The sequence below is a fragment of the Ralstonia flaminis genome (assembly GCF_958415495.1).
GTDB lineage: Bacteria > Pseudomonadota > Gammaproteobacteria > Burkholderiales > Burkholderiaceae > Ralstonia > Ralstonia flaminis.
In genome coordinates, this window is sequence record NZ_CATZLL010000006.1 from 1 (window position 1) to 15,322 (window position 15,322).

Sequence of the window (15,322 nt, forward strand, 5' to 3'; positions counted from 1 at the left end):
GGGAGGGGAAGGAGCCAAACTCGCTGCGCTCAGACAAGGCTCCTTCCGTTTTCCTCCCCGCGACAAAAATCCAAGGCGCCATCAAGGGCAGGAAAGTCAAATGCCAAACCGGCGGGGAACAAGCGTGAGCGACATGGCTCGGTTGGTGCGGGTGCGGGTGCGGGTGCGGGTGCGGGTGCGGGTGCGGGCGCCTAACGCGAGGTGCGAGGCTAACGGCTAGCGGCGACCAGTGGGGGCGAGACGGAGTAGCGCACAGGCAATCGAAGGTGTGCTTTACCCCAGCCCTAGATGGCGCCTTGAATTTGTGTAAGCGGGCGGAAAAAAGACGGGGAACTGTCTGAGCGAAGCGAGTTTTCCCCGTCTCCGCCCGGTTACAGAAATTCAAGGGGAAGTCGCCATCTCGGGCGCGCCTTTCTTTGCTTACTTTCTTTGGCAAGACAAAGAAAGTGAGTCGGCCCCGGCAGGGGATGAAACAAGGGATGGACCACAAACCAAAAAAACTAGCCATGCCGCCGCGCTGCCAACGCCACCCCACCCACCAACAACAGCGCAGCCACCACTTCCAACCCATGCGGCAAGCGAGCCTCATAGATAAACCCATAAAGCAGCGCAAACACCGTCTCAAACACAATCATCTGCCCAGATAGTGTCAAAGGCAGCTTCCGGCTGGCTGCATTCCACAGGCTGTTGCCAAGCACCGAAGCCCCCAACGCGACCCCAGCATTGATCACCCAGAACAGCATCCACGCCGATGCAGGTTGAGCAGACGCCGTCGCCATCCCCGGCATCAGGAACGCCGGCACCGCCAGCACCAATGACAGCGCCCCCGTTGCAATGCCCGTCAGCAATGACCATTCACGACTCGTGAACTGCGGGCGCTTGCGCAAATACCGCGCATTGCACACCGCATACACCGTCCAGCACGCCAGGGCACCCGCCGCCATCAGCAGGCCGATGAGGTACGCGCTGCCACCGGCATCCGCATGCATGGCCGGCGCATCCAGGTAGATGCACACCACCCCCGCCACCGCCATCAGCAGCGGCAGCGCCAAGCGCCGCAACGGTAAGCTGCCGTGCTCCGCCGCACCCGCCAGTGTGACCGTCACCGGCAGTAGCCCGACAATCAACGACACCGGCGCCACGCCTGCACGCTGCACGCCGCCCGCCACGCACAGGTAGTACAGCAGGTTGCCCGGCAGCGATAGCAACAGCAGCGCCCCCCAATCACGCCGCGTCGTTTTGTGCCACAGCGTGCGCCACACGGGCAACGCCAGCGCCAGAGAGAGCACGCCATACAGCACATACCGCGCCGCCGACAGCGCCAGGGGCGAGAACTGCGGCAGCATCTTGGGCGCAACAAAGATGATCCCCCACAGGGCACCCGCGGCCACGCCACAGCCCAGGCCCATGAGGTGGTCACGCCGTGCGTCGTGCTGCGTCGGCGCGAGGTGTGTTGCGGTGTGGGTGTCGCTAACAGCCATGTGGAGCCTGGTCCGGAAGATCAATCGAACCAGCACTTTGCGCGTGCGCGTGCGATGCGTCTTGGTGAAGACGGCCGTGCTTTGGCAGAAACGGAAATGGAAACGAGAGGGGCGATTCAGCCGCGCCGCACAGCTGCGGGCGTGACGCCGTGCACAGCCTTGAGGTGACGCGTGAGCGCGCTCTGGTCGTAGTAGCCCGTGCGCGCGGCAATCTCGGCGATGGGCAGCGCGCTGGTTTCGAGCAGCGACAACGCGTGGTGCAGTCGTACCGCAGCCAGGCGCGCGTGCAGGGTGGTGCCATACGCAGCTCGGAACAGTGTCGCAAGGCGCCGCGTGCTCAGGCCCACATCGGCGGCAAGTTCGTCGAGGGTCAGCGGATCGGCATAGCGCTGGTCGATGGTGCGCCAGGTTTGCTCGGCACGCGCGTCGGTGCGGGCGCGCAGCTGCGTCGCTTGATTGGCCGGATGCGCGGCCAGCGTCGCCAGTGCAAGAGTCGACCACGCATTTGCCAGCGTGGCATCGACCACGGGACCGGCCGATGGCGCATGCGCGCTCTGCAGCCACGCCGTCAGCGCGCGCAGCCCGGGCGTGAGCGGGAAGAACACGCGGTCGGCCAGGCCGCGCAGGTCAGGCGTTTCAACCGCTTGCGCGGCGATGTCCAGCACGATGAAGGTATTCGTGCCGGCGGCTTCAAAGGCATGCGTGGCATCGGCGGGGATGAGCGCGGCGTGGTGCACATCGACGCAGCCGCCGCGGCCGTCCACGTCCATCTCCAGCACGCCGCGCGCGGGCATCACGACTTGCACGAAGTCATGTGCGTGAGGCGGAGCGGCCAGGCCGTAGGTGCGGAAGTCCAGCATGATCGGGCGAGGATAGCACCGGCGTGCGCCCAAAAAAATACCCGGTGGAAGGCACCGGGCACTTAACTTTCACGGATGAGGATCCGTGAGAAGAGGAACGCGCACATCGTGCGCCGCGCGCGTGACACCGGCGTGTCAACGTCCAACGCTCAATGCTCACGCCTCGGTAATGGTCACGATGTTCGGATAGAACGCGAGCATGCCGGCCACGGCTTCGGCTGCCGGAATGGGGTGCTCGTACGTCCATACCGCGTTGGTGGCGCGTTCGTCGCCGGCCACGATGGTGTAGTAGGACGCCTGCCCCTTGTAGGGGCATTGGGTGTGATGCTGGGTACGCTCCAGCAGGTTCATCCGCACGTCGTCGCGCGGGATGTACAACACGGGCGGGAGCGAGCGCTCACGCAGCGTCCGCGCGGCTCGTGTGTCGGCGATGGTGTGGCCGTTGAACGTGACCGTAACGCGACGCGGATTGGCTTCAACAACGATGGGGGATGCGAGTGCGGTATCGGGCATGCGGTGCTCCTGCGTCGAAGGATGCGGCCCCGCTGGTGCGGGGCGCTCTTTCACTCTAGTGGAAGAGCGCCTTCCGTGTTGGACCGTGCCGGACGTTGCCGGCACGCCATCCGCCGGTGTTACCAGTGCGTCTCGCTCTCTGGTGTGGACGACACGCGGTGGATGGCCAGGTCGGCCCCCATGAACTCGGCCTCGCGATCCAGCCGCAGGCCCACGAACTTGCGCAGTGCGCCGTACACCACCGTACCGCCGATCAGCGCGATCACGATGCCGCCTGCCGTGCCCGCCACCTGCGCCCAGAACGACACACCGCCCAGGCCGCCCAATGCCTTCAGGCCGAAGATGCCCGCCGCAATGCCGCCCCATGCGCCGCACAGCCCGTGCAGCGGCCAAACGCCCAGCACGTCGTCGATGCGCCAGACGTTCTGCACGCGCGTGAACATCCACACGAACAGCACACCGGCAATGCCGCCGGTGGCAAGCGCACCCAGCGGGTGCATCACGTCAGACCCTGCGCACACCGCCACGAGACCTGCCAACGGGCCGTTGTACGAGAAGCCCGGGTCGTTCTTGCCCATCCACCACGCGGTGAGTGTGCCGCCCACCATGGCCATCAGCGAGTTGATGGCGACCAGGCCGCTCATCTTGTCCAGCGTCTGCGCGCTCATCACGTTGAAGCCGAACCAGCCCACCGCCAGCACCCAGGCGCCCGCTGCCAGGAACGGGATGTTCGACGGCGGATGCGCGGCGATGCGGCCGTCGTCCTTGTAGCGGCCGTGGCGTGCGCCCAGCAGCAGCACCGCCGGCAGCGCGATCCAGCCGCCCACCGCATGCACCACCACCGAGCCCGCAAAGTCGTGGAACTCCGCGCCCGTCATGGCCTGCAGCCAGTGCTGGATGCCAAAACGCTGGTTCCAGGCGATGCCCTCGAAGAACGGGTAGACGAAGCCCACCAGCACGAAGGTCGCCGCCAGTTGCGGCTCGAAGCGCGAGCGCTCGGCAATGCCGCCCGAGATGATGGCCGGGATGGCCGCGGCGAAGGTCAGCAGGAAGAAGAACTTCACCAGCTCGTAGCCGTTCTGCTGCGCGAGCACATCGGCGCCGGTGAAGAAGTTGACGCCGTACGCTACGGAATAGCCGATGAAGAAGTACGCGATGGTCGACACGGCAAAGTCGACCAGGATCTTGACCAGCGCATTCACCTGGTTCTTCTTGCGGACGGTACCCAGCTCAAGGAATGCGAATCCGGCATGCATGGCAAGCACCATGATCGCGCCCAGCAGGATGAAGAGCGCGTCGCCCCCGGTTTTGATGGTGTTCATTATGGTTGTCGTGCGGGTTGGGACCAGCGCCGTTCAAGTGCAGAATGCCCTCAAATGACGCAAAAGCCGCCGACAGATGCAAAAGCTGTTCCAACTGTGTGCAAACGTGTGAATTGGCGCACCACAGCCGTGCGCCCGATCCGTCGGCAGAGTGCCGACCCTGGGTGAGCCCGGTTTCGGTGCGTCTATGCCTTTATTTGGTGCTGATGGCGCACGGTATGCGCGCAGATGGTGCGTCCGCCGTCAGGGCTTGGGCGTCGCCACGGCGAAGGAGGTGGCCACCGCCGTCCAGAGTGGTTCATAGCGCTGCCGCAAGACGCCGGCCTGCTCGGGCGATGCGGCGGGCGACTGCGTGTGCAGCATCACGAGTGCACCGTCGGTCGGGACCATGTAGACGCGACCGATGAACGTGTTGCTCGTAGCGCGCGGTGCGTGCGGGCCGGGGGCATCGCCGATGTAACTGGCCCAGACGCCAATGCGCCCGCCGAACGATTGCACGCCCCAGCCGGTCATCCGGCACGGCAGCGCCACGGCTTGCCGGATGGCATCACGCATCCAGCGGGGCTCGCGGTTATCGGATACGGCTTCGGGCTCGCCTTCGGTGGGGCGCACGATCAGCTCGATGCGCGACAACCCTGCGCCGCCCTGGTTGGCCCAGGCGCCAATCGCCACGCGGGCCGGATCGGGTTTGCGCGGCGGGGTGGGCGGCACGCGCTCCCAGGAAAACGGCAAGCGCAGCGTCAGGTTCGCACCATTGGCGTTCGGCCAGTCAGAGAGCGTGATGCTTTGCGTGAAACGGCTGGACAGCTCTTCGGCAGGGCGGTCGTCGTAGACCACCGCCAGTAACGTCTGCAGCGTCGGGCGGTCCTGGCTACCCTGGGCGCGCTCTGTCACGCGTTGGGCCAGGGCATGCGTGGTCTCCGGGGTCTGCGTAGAGACGGCCACGCTCGGCTGGTGCAGGTCGAGCGCACGCTCGATCAACAGTTGGCGTTCATCATCTGTGAGCGGAATCCCGGCGATCAGGCGGCGCGTGCGCGCCAGCGCTTGCGGGAAGGTGTTGTCGAACTGGTTGCGGGCTCGGATCAACTCTTCGCGCTGGCTGGGAAACCGCTGGATGGCACGGTCCAGCGCCTGCGTTTGTGCGGTCAGAAAGCCAAGCACGCTGATCAGCCCCGGGATGGCGCCAGGCGTGTAGTCCCATGCCAGCGCATGGCCGGAGTACGCCAGCATGGCGGTCAGACACCAGCGCATCGTTGCGCGGCTTGGCATTGGAATATCCCCCTGTGGCCGGACCCGTTTCCGGCCAAAGCCCGACTCTAGCGATATGTATCGATTGTGCGCAAGACGGGGCTTGCCCCAAGGAAGGAGGGGGTCGTTGTGTTTTTCGTGCGCGGGTTGCGTGCACTCATGCGTGTGCGGGTTTGCGCAAACAAGCGAGGCGTGGTGCTCTACTTGAACGAGTAGCCAACCGTGACCATGAAGCCACTGGTCCAGAAGAACTGCACTTCCGTACGGATCTGCCCGTATTTGTAGCCCAGCGTCGGCAGGATGCCTGGCGAGAAGCCCTTGTAGTTGAGCGGTACCTTGTTCTGGTACTCACCCTTGTAGCCGTGCAGGATGCCTCCGGTCAGCTTGCCGTAGAAGTTGGTATTGCCCAGGTTCCACAGATACCCGCCGTACACCAGTTGCGAGGGTTGGCCGAACGAGTTCTGGAACGCCGCCGCGCCCACCAGCCAACCGTTGTCACGCCGCCATTCAACGCCCAGCAACGGGGAGTACTTGATGTAGTGGTCGTCCCGGCTGTAGTGCATGTTGTACACGCTGGCCTGGACGGAGATTTCGTCTCCGGGTTCAAAGATATCGGCAACGGCAGGCGATGCGCCAGCCAGGAGCGCCGCAGCGGTGGCAATGCCGCGAAGCTTGGTGATCAAAGAAGAGAGAGTCATATGACGCCAACACGTCCGAGCCAAAGGCTCGCCCGGCCCTTGCTTGGGGCCCCGACGCGATTTCCCGTGAAGTTTTGTGTGATGGGAATCTTCGGCGAAGCGGCCTGACGTTTCCGTCGGATTGGTCCGAAAGGCGGCTCGGATCGGTCCGAAAAATAGGAATCGGCTGACGAGCGCCCGTCGCGCCGGGATGGTTGACGTTCCCGTCCACCCCGAAAATACTGTCTGTTCGATCCTCCGACCGGCATGCCGCACCCTGTGCGTCCCACAACACATTCAACGCCGGCGCCCACTCAACGAAGGTGGAGACATGACCGATCTTTCCGCTGCCCGCGCGGCCGATCCAACGCCCGCCAGCGAACCCGCCCCGGTGCGCAACAAGGTGCGCTTCGTGACAGCCGCCTCGCTGTTCGATGGGCATGACGCGTCGATCAACATCATGCGGCGCATCCTGCAGTCGATGGGCTGCGAGGTGATCCACCTCGGGCACAACCGCTCCGTCGACGAGGTGGTCAATGCTGCCCTGCAGGAAGACGTACAGGGCATTGCCGTGTCGAGCTACCAGGGCGGCCACGTCGAATACTTCAAGTACATGATCGATGCGCTGCGTGCGCGCGGCGGCGAACACATCCAGGTGTTCGGCGGGGGCGGCGGGGTGATCGTGCCCACAGAGATTCGCGAACTGCAGGACTACGGCGTGGCCCGCATCTACAGCCCCGAAGACGGCCAGCGCATGGGCTTGGCCGGCATGATTGCCGACATGGTGCAGCGCTGCGATATCGACCTCTCCACGTATGCGCCGACCACGCTGGAGCCCATCGTCAACGGCGATCGCCGCGCACTGGCACAGTTGATTACGGCATTGGAATCGCGCCGCATCGATCCGGCATTGCGTCAGGCCGTGCACGAGCGCGCCGCTGTGACGCATACGCCGGTGCTCGGCATCACGGGCACGGGCGGTGCCGGTAAATCGTCACTGACCGATGAGCTGATCCGCCGCTTCCGGCTCGACCAGCAGGACAGGCTGCGCATCGCGGTCATCTCGATCGATCCGTCGCGGCGCAAGTCGGGCGGGGCGCTGCTGGGCGACCGCATCCGCATGAACGCGATCAACCATCCGCACATCTTCGTGCGCTCGCTGGCCACGCGCGAGGCCAGCCGCGAGATTTCCGACGCGCTGCCTGATGCAATTGCCGCGTGCCGTGCGGCGGGTTTCGACCTGATCATCGTGGAGACCTCCGGCATCGGCCAGGGCGATGCGGCCATCGTGCCGCATGTCGATCTGTCGCTGTACGTGATGACGCCCGAGTTTGGCGCTGCCAGCCAGTTGGAAAAGATCGACATGCTCGACTTTGCCGATCTGGTGGCGATCAACAAGTTCGATCGCAAGGGCGCGCAGGATGCGTGGCGCGACGTGGCCAAGCAGGTGCAGCGCAACCGCGAGCAATGGCACGCGCGGCCCGAAGACATGCCGGTGTTCGGCACGCAGGCATCACACTTCAACGATGACGGCGTGACGGCGCTGTACCACGCGCTGGCAGACCTGCTGACGGCGCGCGGCATGACCTTGACCGAGCGCACATTGCCGCGCCCGGCCGGTCATTGCTCCACCAGCCACGACGCAATCGTGCCGCCCGCACGCGTGCGTTATCTGGCAGAGCTGGCCGACACGGTGCGCGGCTATCACCGCCGCGTGCAGATGCAAAGCTGCCTCGCGCGCGAGCGTCAGCAGTTGCAGGCCAGCCGGCTCATGCTGGAGCGCGCGGGCGCGAGCGTGCAGACGCTCTCAGCGCTCGACAAGCAGGCCGCCGAACGCGATGCGCAACTCGGCGCCACCGAGCGCAAGCTGCTCGCCATGTGGCCCGACCTGCGCCGCGCGTATTCCGGTGACGAATACGTCGTGAAGATCCGCGACAAGGAGATCCGCACCGCGCTCACACACACCACGCTCTCTGGCACCACCATCCGCAAAGTCGTGCTGCCGCCGTACGAAGACGACGGCGAAGTGCTGCGCTGGCTGATGCGTGAGAACGTGCCGGGCAGTTTCCCCTACACCGCCGGCGTGTTCGCCTTCAAGCGCGAGAACGAAGACCCAACGCGCATGTTCGCGGGCGAGGGCGATGCCTTCCGCACGAACCGGCGCTTCAAGCTCGTCAGCGAGGGCATGGACGCCAAGCGCCTTTCTACCGCGTTCGACTCCGTCACCCTGTACGGCGAAGACCCGGCCGTGCGCCCCGACATCTACGGCAAGGTCGGCAATTCCGGTGTGTCGATCGCCACGTTGGATGACATGGAGGTGCTGTACGACGGCTTTGACCTCACGAGCCCGAACACGTCCGTCTCCATGACGATCAACGGCCCCGCGCCGACCATCCTGGCGATGTTCATGAACACCGCCATCGACCAGAACCTCGCCAAGTTCCGCGCCGACAACGCCCGCGAGCCGACACAAGACGAGGAGGCGAAGATCCGCGCATGGGTGCTGCAGAACGTGCGCGGCACGGTGCAGGCGGACATCCTCAAGGAAGATCAGGGACAGAACACCTGCATCTTCTCGACCGAGTTTTCGCTCAAGGTGATGGGTGATATTCAGGAATATTTTGTGCACCACCAGGTGCGCAATTTCTATTCGGTGTCGATCTCGGGCTATCACATTGCCGAAGCCGGCGCGAACCCGATTTCGCAGCTGGCCTTTACGCTGGCCAACGGCTTTACCTATGTGGAGGCGTATCTGGCGCGTGGCATGCACATTGATGACTTTGCGCCCAACCTGTCGTTTTTCTTCTCCAACGGCATGGACCCGGAGTACAGCGTGCTGGGCCGTGTTGCCCGCCGCATCTGGGCGGTGACGATGCGCGACAAGTACGGCGCAAACGAGCGCAGCCAGAAGCTGAAGTACCACGTGCAGACATCAGGCCGATCTCTACATGCGCAGGAGATTGCGTTCAACGACATCCGCACCACGCTGCAGGCGCTCATCGCCATCTACGACAACTGCAACAGCCTGCACACGAATGCCTACGACGAGGCCATCACAACACCCACGGCGGAATCCGTGCGGCGCGCGCTGGCCATCCAACTCATCATCAACCGCGAGTGGGGGCTGGCCAAGTGCGAGAACCCGAACCAGGGCAGTTTCGTCATCGACGAGTTGACTGACCTGGTGGAAGAGGCCGTGCTGCAGGAGTTCGAGCGCATTGCCGAGCGCGGCGGCGTGTTGGGGGCGATGGAGACGGGCTACCAGCGCGGCAAGATTCAAGAAGAGTCGATGCTGTATGAGCAGCGCAAGCATGATGGCTCGCTGCCGATCATTGGTGTGAATACGTTCCGCAACCCGGAGGCTGAGAACGTAGTGCCGCCGCATATTGAATTGGCGCGTTCAAGCGAGGAAGAGAAGCAGAGTCAGCTTGCTCGGTTGCTGGACTTCCATACGCGTCATGCGGCTGATGCGCCGGCCATGTTGCAGCGGTTGCAGCGGGCTGTGATTGAGGATCAGAACGTGTTTGCTGTGTTGATGGATGCTGTGCGGGTTTGTTCGCTTGGGCAGATTACCCATGCGCTGTTTGAGGTGGGGGGGCAGTATCGGCGGAATATGTAGTTGGGGTTTTGGTTTTGATGTTGGTGGTGCATCTCCCTTTCGTACCCTGCCGGGCACGACTCACTTTTCTTTGTCTTGCCAAAGAAAAGTAAGCAAAAGAAAGGCGCGCCCGAGATGGCGACCCCCTCCTTGAATTTTCGTAACCGGGCGGAGATGGGGAAAACTCGCTGCGCTCAAACAGTTCCCCATCTTTATTCCGCCCGCTTACGAAAATTCAAGGCGCCATCAAGGGCAGGAACGTCAAAGGCCAAACCGACGGGGAACGAAGGTGAGCGTTGGAACTCGCGTGATGCGTGATGCGTGATGCGTGATGCGTGATGCGCGAGGGGGAATGCGAGTACGAGGTTAGCGGCCGGCGGTGAGTCGTCATGAACACAAGACGAAGTAGTGCACCGGCAATCGATGGTGTGCTTTACCCCTGCCCTAGATGGCGCCTTGAATTTCTGTTGCAAGGAGGAAAAAGGAAGGGAAACTGTTTGAGCGCAGCGAGTTTTCCCCTTCCCCTCCTTGCGACATAAATTCAAGGAGTCTTTCGCCATCTCGGGCGCGCCTTTCTTTGCTTACTTTCTTTGGCAAGACAAAGAAAGTGAGTCGGCCCCGGCAGGGGATGAAACAAGGGATGAACCACCAACAAAAAAACCAACCATCTACCGCTGCATCCAAGCCAGCCATAACAAAATCAAAACCGGCGGCACCACACACCAAAACGAAACCACCCCAAACGCCAACGCCCCCAGCACCGCGCCAATGGCGAACCCCATCAACGGCGGCAGCATCTTTCGCAGGCGCGTACGAGCACCATCCTTCTGCGTACTGTCAGGCGACAGCAACTCCACCACATCAATCACGATCTGCGTCGTGTTGCCCGTCATGATGGTGGTCGGTGCATGCTCAGACAGCACGATGCGCGCCTTGGCGTTCTGCACCCCCATCGCCGCCACGCCGATCAGCCCAACGACGATGGTGGCCGGGGCATCGGCCGATTGAATCGGTAGTGCCAGCAGGCCTGCCACCATGAACGCCGCCAGCAGCACGGCTTGCGCCAGCAGCAGCGGCCGTACCGGCGCCACACCGCGCCGCGTGAGCGCCGCCACTGCCAGCTTGGTCGACGCCACTGCCAGCACAAACACCGGCAACGCCAGCAGCTTCGCAAGCACACCCTGACCGGAGCCGGCCAACTCCACGCCGATCATCACGAAGTTGCCCGTGACGTGCGCCGTGAACAGGCCGAACAGCGCCGAGAAGCCGACCACGTCGACATAGCCGGCAACGAACGCCAGCAGGCTGCCCTGCGCGATCAGGAAGCGCGTTGACGGCGGTGCGACCGCCGGAGTCGCCGCGGCTTCAGAAGGCAAAGCACGAACACCCGAAGGCGCCCCAGAAACCACGGAAGTCGGTGGTCGGTACGTTGGCCGTGCGCGCCTTCTGGTGCGCATGGCCGTGCACCGTGCACGCGCCGGCGCAGTGGTGTACCTGCTGCTGCAACGGCGCAGCCGGACGCCAGTGCCCGGGCACGCGCGAGACGGGCGACCACTCCGGCAGCACCGGAATCGGCGGCGGCCCAAACTCGGTGAACTCCGCAGCGCCGTAGACCACGCGCCCACCCACCACGGTCAGCACCGATTCGATGGTCTTGATGTCAGCCTCGTCCACGCTAAAGAAATCCGCCGACAACGCTGCCAGGTCGGCGAGCTGCCCGACCTTGATCTGCCCCTTGTTGCCCTGGTCCGCCGAGAACCACGCGCTGCCGTGTGTGTACAGCTCCAGTGCGACCTCGCGCGGCAGCCCTTCCGGGTACAACGCCATGCCACCCACCGTGCGCCCACTCGACAGCCAGTACAGTGACGTCCACGGGTTGTAGCTCGACACCCGCGTGGCATCCGTGCCGGCGCCCACCGGCACGCCTTCCGCCAGCATGCGCTTGATGGGGGGCGTCTGTTCGGCGGCCGCAGCGCCATAGCGGTCGACAAAGTACTCGCCCTGAAAGGCCATGCGATCCTGGATAGCGATGCCGCCGCCGAGCGCACGCACGCGTTCGATGTTCTTCGGCGAGATCGTCTCCGCATGGTCGAAGAACCACGGCAGGCCGTTGAACGGAATGTCGCGGTTCACGCGCTCAAACACGTCGAGCATGCGCGAGATCGATTCGTCGTATGTGGCGTGCAGGCGGAACGGCCAGCGCTGCGCGACGAGGTGGCGTACCACGGTCTCCAGTTCCTGCTCCATCGTCTCGGGCAGGTCGGGGCGCGGCTGCAGGAAGTCTTCGAAATCCGCGGCGGAGAAGACGAGCATTTCGCCCGCGCCGTTGTGGCGGAAGAAGTCATCGCCCTGGCGGTATTGCACACTCCCGGTCCAGTGTTTGAAGTCGGCCAGCTCTTCTTTGGGTTTTTGCGTGAAGAGGTTGTAGGCGATGCGGATGGTGAGCTGGTTTTGCGCCGACAGCTCGCGGATGACTTCGTAGTCTTCCGGATAGTTCTGGAAGCCGCCGCCCGCATCGATGGCGCTGGTCACGCCCAGGCGGTTCAGCTCACGCATGAACTGGCGTGTGGAGTTGACCTGGTACTCGGGCGGCAGCTTCGGCCCCTTGGCCAGCGTGGCGTACAGGATCATCGCGTTGGGCTTGGCGATCAGCATGCCGGTGGGCTCGCCGCTGGCGTCGCGCTGGATCTCGCCGCCCGGCGGGTTCGGTGTGTCCTTGGTGTACCCGACCTGGCGCAGCGCGGCGCGGTTGAGCAGCGCGCGATCGTACAGGTGCAGTACGAACACGGGCGTGTCGGGCGCGGCCTGGTTCAGTTCTTCCAGCGTGGGCATGCGGCGCTCTGCAAACTGGAATTCTGTCCAGCCGCCGACCACGCGTACCCATTGCGGCGACGGCGTGCGCGCGGCTTGTTCCTTGAGCATGCGCATCGCATCGGCCAGCGAGGGCACGCCCTCCCAGCGCAGCTCCAGGTTGTAGTTCAGTCCGCCTCGGATCAGGTGCAGGTGCGAATCGTTCAGGCCGGGGATGACGGTACGCCCGCGCAGGTCAATCACCTGGGTCGCGGCGCCGCGCTGCGCCATCACTGTGGCATCGTCGCCCACGGCGGTGAAGCGGCCATCGCGCACGGCAACGGCGCTGGCGGTGGGGCGTTCGCGGTCGACTGTGTGGATGCGGCCGTTATGCAGGATGAGGTCGGCAGTCATGGTGTCGGTGTCAGTACTTGGGAAACAGCGAGAAGCGTCCCGGTCCGGCAATCAGGACGGTGACGAAGATGATGAGCAGCATCCAGCCGAACTGCCCGTCAGCGAGTGACCAGTCGGGGTGGACGATCAGCATCGCCACCAGCAGCGTGGCAACGATGGGCAGGCATGCCAGGCGTGTGAGCACGCCCAATGCAATGAGCAGTGGGCACACGGTCTCCGACAGGATCGCGAGCAGCAGCGTGGGGGCGGCGCCCATGTGGAACGGGTCTTCGATGCGCGTGAGTTCCTGGCTGTAGTGCAGCACCTTGGGCAGGCCGTGCACGGTAAAGAGCAGCGCACTGCCGGCTACGCGCAAGAACAGCAGGCCAGCGTGCAGTGCGGTGTCGGCCGGTGCCGCCGCGTTTGTGGATTCGAGCGAAAGGCGCGTCATGGCATCAGGTCGGGTTGCGCGGTGTTTGCTCAGCCGGGTTGGCCGCAAGTTCGGCCTCGGGTGCCTTGGGCGGCGCCCCCTTGATCTTGGGCACGCACTCGTGGCGGAACCACGCCATCGTGATCGGCTCACCCGCCAGCAGGCGTTGCGCGGTCGGCACGATCTGCTCGCCGATCAGCATGCCGAGCAGCCCAACCAGCGCAATCGCAGGCGGCGCGGGCGAGCGTACGTGCAGCAACGCATAGATGATGCCGACCAACATGCCGACGCCAATGGAAATGAGGTAGGGCTTCATGAGGCCTCCTGTCAGGCAGTGATCGGGGCCGGTGCACGCGCGCCGCCGTGCACCGGCTCACCCAGCTTAGGACGACAGGAAAGCCAGCAGATCGGCGTTGACCTTATCCGCCTCGGTCACGCACATGCCGTGCGAGCCGCCCGGGTAGACCTTGAGCGTGCCGTTCTTGACCAGCTCCACACCGAGCTTGGCGGAATCGTCGATCGGCACGATCTGGTCGTCGTCGCCATGCAGGAACAATACCGGCACGTCGATCTTTTTCAGGTCTTCTGTGTAGTCGACCTCGGAGAATTCCTTGATGCACAGGTACTGGCCGTGAATGCCACCGGTCATGCCCTGCGCCCAGAAGGCGTCGATGGTGCCTTGCGAGACCTTGGCACCCGGCCGGTTGAAGCCGAAGAACGGCGTGGCGAGATCGCGGTAGAACTGCGAGCGGTTGTCCGCCACCCCTTTGCGGATGCCGTCGAACACCTCCATCGGCAAGCCCTTCGGGTTGGCGGCCGTCTTGAGCATGATGGGCGGTACGGCACCGATCAGCACGGCGCGCGCGACGCGCTTGGTGCCGTGCCGGCCGATGTAATGCGCGACTTCTCCGCCGCCGGTGGAGTGGCCGACCAGCGTGGCGCCCTGGATGTCGAGCGCATCGAGCAGCGCCGCCAGATCGTCGGCATAGGTATCCATGTCGTTGCCCTTCGAGGGCTGGTCGGAGCGGCCGTGGCCGCGCCGGTCATGCGCGATGACGCGAAAGCCCTTCTGCACGAGGAACAGCATCTGAGCGTCCCAGGCGTCGGCGTTGAGCGGCCAGCCGTGAGAGAAGACGACCGGTTGGCCGGTGCCCCAGTCCTTGTAGAAGATGCGCGTACCGTCTTGAGTCGTGATCGTTTGCATGGTGGGAGTGGATCTCTGTGTGATGGTGATGGCGAATCGGGCGGCGCGTGCAACAGCGGTGTTGCTGGTCAGGCGTCGCCCGAGGGCAGGGATGCGGCTTGGGGGGGCAGCGCGATCAGCGGGCAGGCACGGCCGCCAGCGCCTCGTGCGGCGTGGCCGTGCGCTGCGGTGCCTTGTGCACCATCGTGTAGGCGTAGTCCACGCCCATGCCGTAGGCGCCGGAGTGCTCCTTCACCAGCTTCATGACGGCGTCATACGTATCGCGGTGGGCCCAGTCACGCTGCCATTCCAGCAGCACCTGTTGCCACGTCACGGGCACCACGCCAGCCTGGACCATGCGCTGCATGGCGTAGTCGTGCGCTTCCTTGGAGGTGCCGCCCGAGGCGTCGGCCACCATGTAGATCTCGTAGTCGGCATCGTGCATGGCTGACAGCGCGAAGGTGCAGTTGCACACCTCCGTCCACAGACCGGCGACGACGACCTTCTTGCGGTTGTTTTTCGCCAGGGCGTCGCGCACCTTCTGGTCGTCCCAGGAGTTCATCGAGGTGCGTTCGAGCAGTTCCTTGCCCGGGAATACGTCGAGCAGCTCAGGGTAGGTGTAGCCGGAGAAGCTCTCCGACTCGACGGTGGTGATGGTGGTGGGGATGTTGAAGATCTTCGCGGCTTTGGCAAGACCAACGGTATTGTTCTTCAGGGCTTGTCGGTCCATCGACTGTACGCCGAAGGCCATTTGCGGCTGGTGGTCGATGAAGATCAGTTGACAGTTCTGCGGGGTGAGGACTTCCAGCTTCGGGTTCGTCATGGCC

General features: G+C 64.2%; 13 protein-coding genes. 1 reads left to right on the forward strand and 12 read right to left on the reverse strand.

The window, feature by feature from the left end; genetic code table 11:
- Positions 1 to 500 precede the first annotated feature (500 nt).
- The 6 genes from R2N11_RS10610 to R2N11_RS10635 all read right to left on the reverse strand — a co-directional run bounded on the left by R2N11_RS10610 (position 501) and on the right by R2N11_RS10635 (position 6,122).
- Positions 501 to 1,481: a DMT family transporter gene (locus R2N11_RS10610; protein ID WP_316681073.1), complete on the reverse strand. Its 981-nt coding sequence runs from the start codon at positions 1,479 to 1,481 to the stop codon at positions 501 to 503.
- Between the two features lie 116 nt (positions 1,482 to 1,597).
- Complete coding sequence (locus R2N11_RS10615; protein ID WP_316681074.1) at positions 1,598 to 2,341, reverse strand: AraC family transcriptional regulator; 744 nt, start codon at positions 2,339 to 2,341, stop codon at positions 1,598 to 1,600.
- Between the two features lie 156 nt (positions 2,342 to 2,497).
- The gene (locus R2N11_RS10620) at positions 2,498 to 2,854 is read right to left on the reverse strand and encodes a DUF427 domain-containing protein (protein ID WP_064801208.1); all 357 of its coding nucleotides are present in this window, start codon (positions 2,852 to 2,854) and stop codon (positions 2,498 to 2,500) included.
- A gap of 119 nt (positions 2,855 to 2,973) precedes the next feature.
- Complete coding sequence (locus tag R2N11_RS10625) at positions 2,974 to 4,176, reverse strand: ammonium transporter (RefSeq protein WP_316681075.1); 1,203 nt, start codon at positions 4,174 to 4,176, stop codon at positions 2,974 to 2,976.
- Positions 4,177 to 4,419: 243 nt separating this feature from the next.
- A complete protein-coding gene (locus R2N11_RS10630; protein WP_199031877.1) occupies positions 4,420 to 5,445 on the reverse strand; it encodes a hypothetical protein in 1,026 nt (341 codons plus the stop codon).
- Between the two features lie 179 nt (positions 5,446 to 5,624).
- Positions 5,625 to 6,122: a hypothetical protein gene (locus tag R2N11_RS10635; RefSeq protein ID WP_199031876.1), complete on the reverse strand. Its 498-nt coding sequence runs from the start codon at positions 6,120 to 6,122 to the stop codon at positions 5,625 to 5,627.
- A gap of 310 nt (positions 6,123 to 6,432) precedes the next feature.
- Between R2N11_RS10635 and icmF the strand changes: the two genes are divergently transcribed.
- Positions 6,433 to 9,720, forward strand: a complete 3,288-nt coding sequence (icmF, locus tag R2N11_RS10640; RefSeq protein WP_316681076.1) for a fused isobutyryl-CoA mutase/GTPase IcmF — start codon at positions 6,433 to 6,435, stop codon at positions 9,718 to 9,720.
- 647 nt (positions 9,721 to 10,367) lie between these two features.
- Here icmF and R2N11_RS10645 read toward each other — a convergent pair.
- The 6 genes from R2N11_RS10645 to R2N11_RS10670 all read right to left on the reverse strand — a co-directional run bounded on the left by R2N11_RS10645 (position 10,368) and on the right by R2N11_RS10670 (position 15,318).
- The gene (locus tag R2N11_RS10645) at positions 10,368 to 11,075 is read right to left on the reverse strand and encodes a YoaK family protein (protein ID WP_316681077.1); all 708 of its coding nucleotides are present in this window, start codon (positions 11,073 to 11,075) and stop codon (positions 10,368 to 10,370) included.
- The gene (locus R2N11_RS10650; protein ID WP_316681078.1) at positions 11,065 to 12,903 is read right to left on the reverse strand and encodes an amidohydrolase; all 1,839 of its coding nucleotides are present in this window, start codon (positions 12,901 to 12,903) and stop codon (positions 11,065 to 11,067) included. Before R2N11_RS10650 ends, R2N11_RS10645 begins: the two co-directional genes overlap by 11 nt.
- Before the next feature lie 10 nt (positions 12,904 to 12,913).
- Positions 12,914 to 13,333, reverse strand: coding sequence for a DoxX family protein (locus R2N11_RS10655; protein WP_199031872.1), 420 nt, complete (start codon positions 13,331 to 13,333; stop codon positions 12,914 to 12,916).
- 4 nt (positions 13,334 to 13,337) lie between these two features.
- Positions 13,338 to 13,628 (reverse strand): XapX domain-containing protein, encoded by a 291-nt coding sequence (locus tag R2N11_RS10660; RefSeq protein ID WP_316681079.1) that lies wholly within the window; start codon positions 13,626 to 13,628, stop codon positions 13,338 to 13,340.
- A 66-nt stretch (positions 13,629 to 13,694) separates the two neighbouring features.
- The gene (locus R2N11_RS10665; RefSeq protein ID WP_199031870.1) at positions 13,695 to 14,516 is read right to left on the reverse strand and encodes an alpha/beta fold hydrolase; all 822 of its coding nucleotides are present in this window, start codon (positions 14,514 to 14,516) and stop codon (positions 13,695 to 13,697) included.
- A gap of 115 nt (positions 14,517 to 14,631) precedes the next feature.
- Entirely contained in the window at positions 14,632 to 15,318 is a 687-nt protein-coding gene (locus R2N11_RS10670) for a hydrolase (RefSeq protein WP_021196188.1), read from the reverse strand.
- Positions 15,319 to 15,322 lie beyond the last annotated feature (4 nt).

Excerpts from the sequence above, each read along its gene's own strand:
- R2N11_RS10635 (WP_199031876.1), bottom strand. The coding sequence starts at position 6,122 with ATGACTCTCTCTTCTTTGATCACCAAGCTTCGCGGCATTGCCACCGCT.
- R2N11_RS10610 (WP_316681073.1), bottom strand. The coding sequence starts at position 1,481 with ATGGCTGTTAGCGACACCCACACCGCAACACACCTCGCGCCGACGCAG.
- R2N11_RS10655 (WP_199031872.1), bottom strand. The coding sequence starts at position 13,333 with ATGACGCGCCTTTCGCTCGAATCCACAAACGCGGCGGCACCGGCCGAC.
- R2N11_RS10660 (WP_316681079.1), bottom strand. The coding sequence starts at position 13,628 with ATGAAGCCCTACCTCATTTCCATTGGCGTCGGCATGTTGGTCGGCATC.
- R2N11_RS10615 (WP_316681074.1), bottom strand. The coding sequence starts at position 2,341 with ATGCTGGACTTCCGCACCTACGGCCTGGCCGCTCCGCCTCACGCACAT.
- R2N11_RS10625 (WP_316681075.1), bottom strand. The coding sequence starts at position 4,176 with ATGAACACCATCAAAACCGGGGGCGACGCGCTCTTCATCCTGCTGGGC.
- R2N11_RS10670 (WP_021196188.1), bottom strand. The coding sequence starts at position 15,318 with ATGACGAACCCGAAGCTGGAAGTCCTCACCCCGCAGAACTGTCAACTG.
- R2N11_RS10630 (WP_199031877.1), bottom strand. The coding sequence starts at position 5,445 with ATGCCAAGCCGCGCAACGATGCGCTGGTGTCTGACCGCCATGCTGGCG.
- icmF (WP_316681076.1), top strand. The coding sequence starts at position 6,433 with ATGACCGATCTTTCCGCTGCCCGCGCGGCCGATCCAACGCCCGCCAGC.
- R2N11_RS10650 (WP_316681078.1), bottom strand. The coding sequence starts at position 12,903 with ATGACTGCCGACCTCATCCTGCATAACGGCCGCATCCACACAGTCGAC.
- R2N11_RS10620 (WP_064801208.1), bottom strand. The coding sequence starts at position 2,854 with ATGCCCGATACCGCACTCGCATCCCCCATCGTTGTTGAAGCCAATCCG.
- R2N11_RS10665 (WP_199031870.1), bottom strand. The coding sequence starts at position 14,516 with ATGCAAACGATCACGACTCAAGACGGTACGCGCATCTTCTACAAGGAC.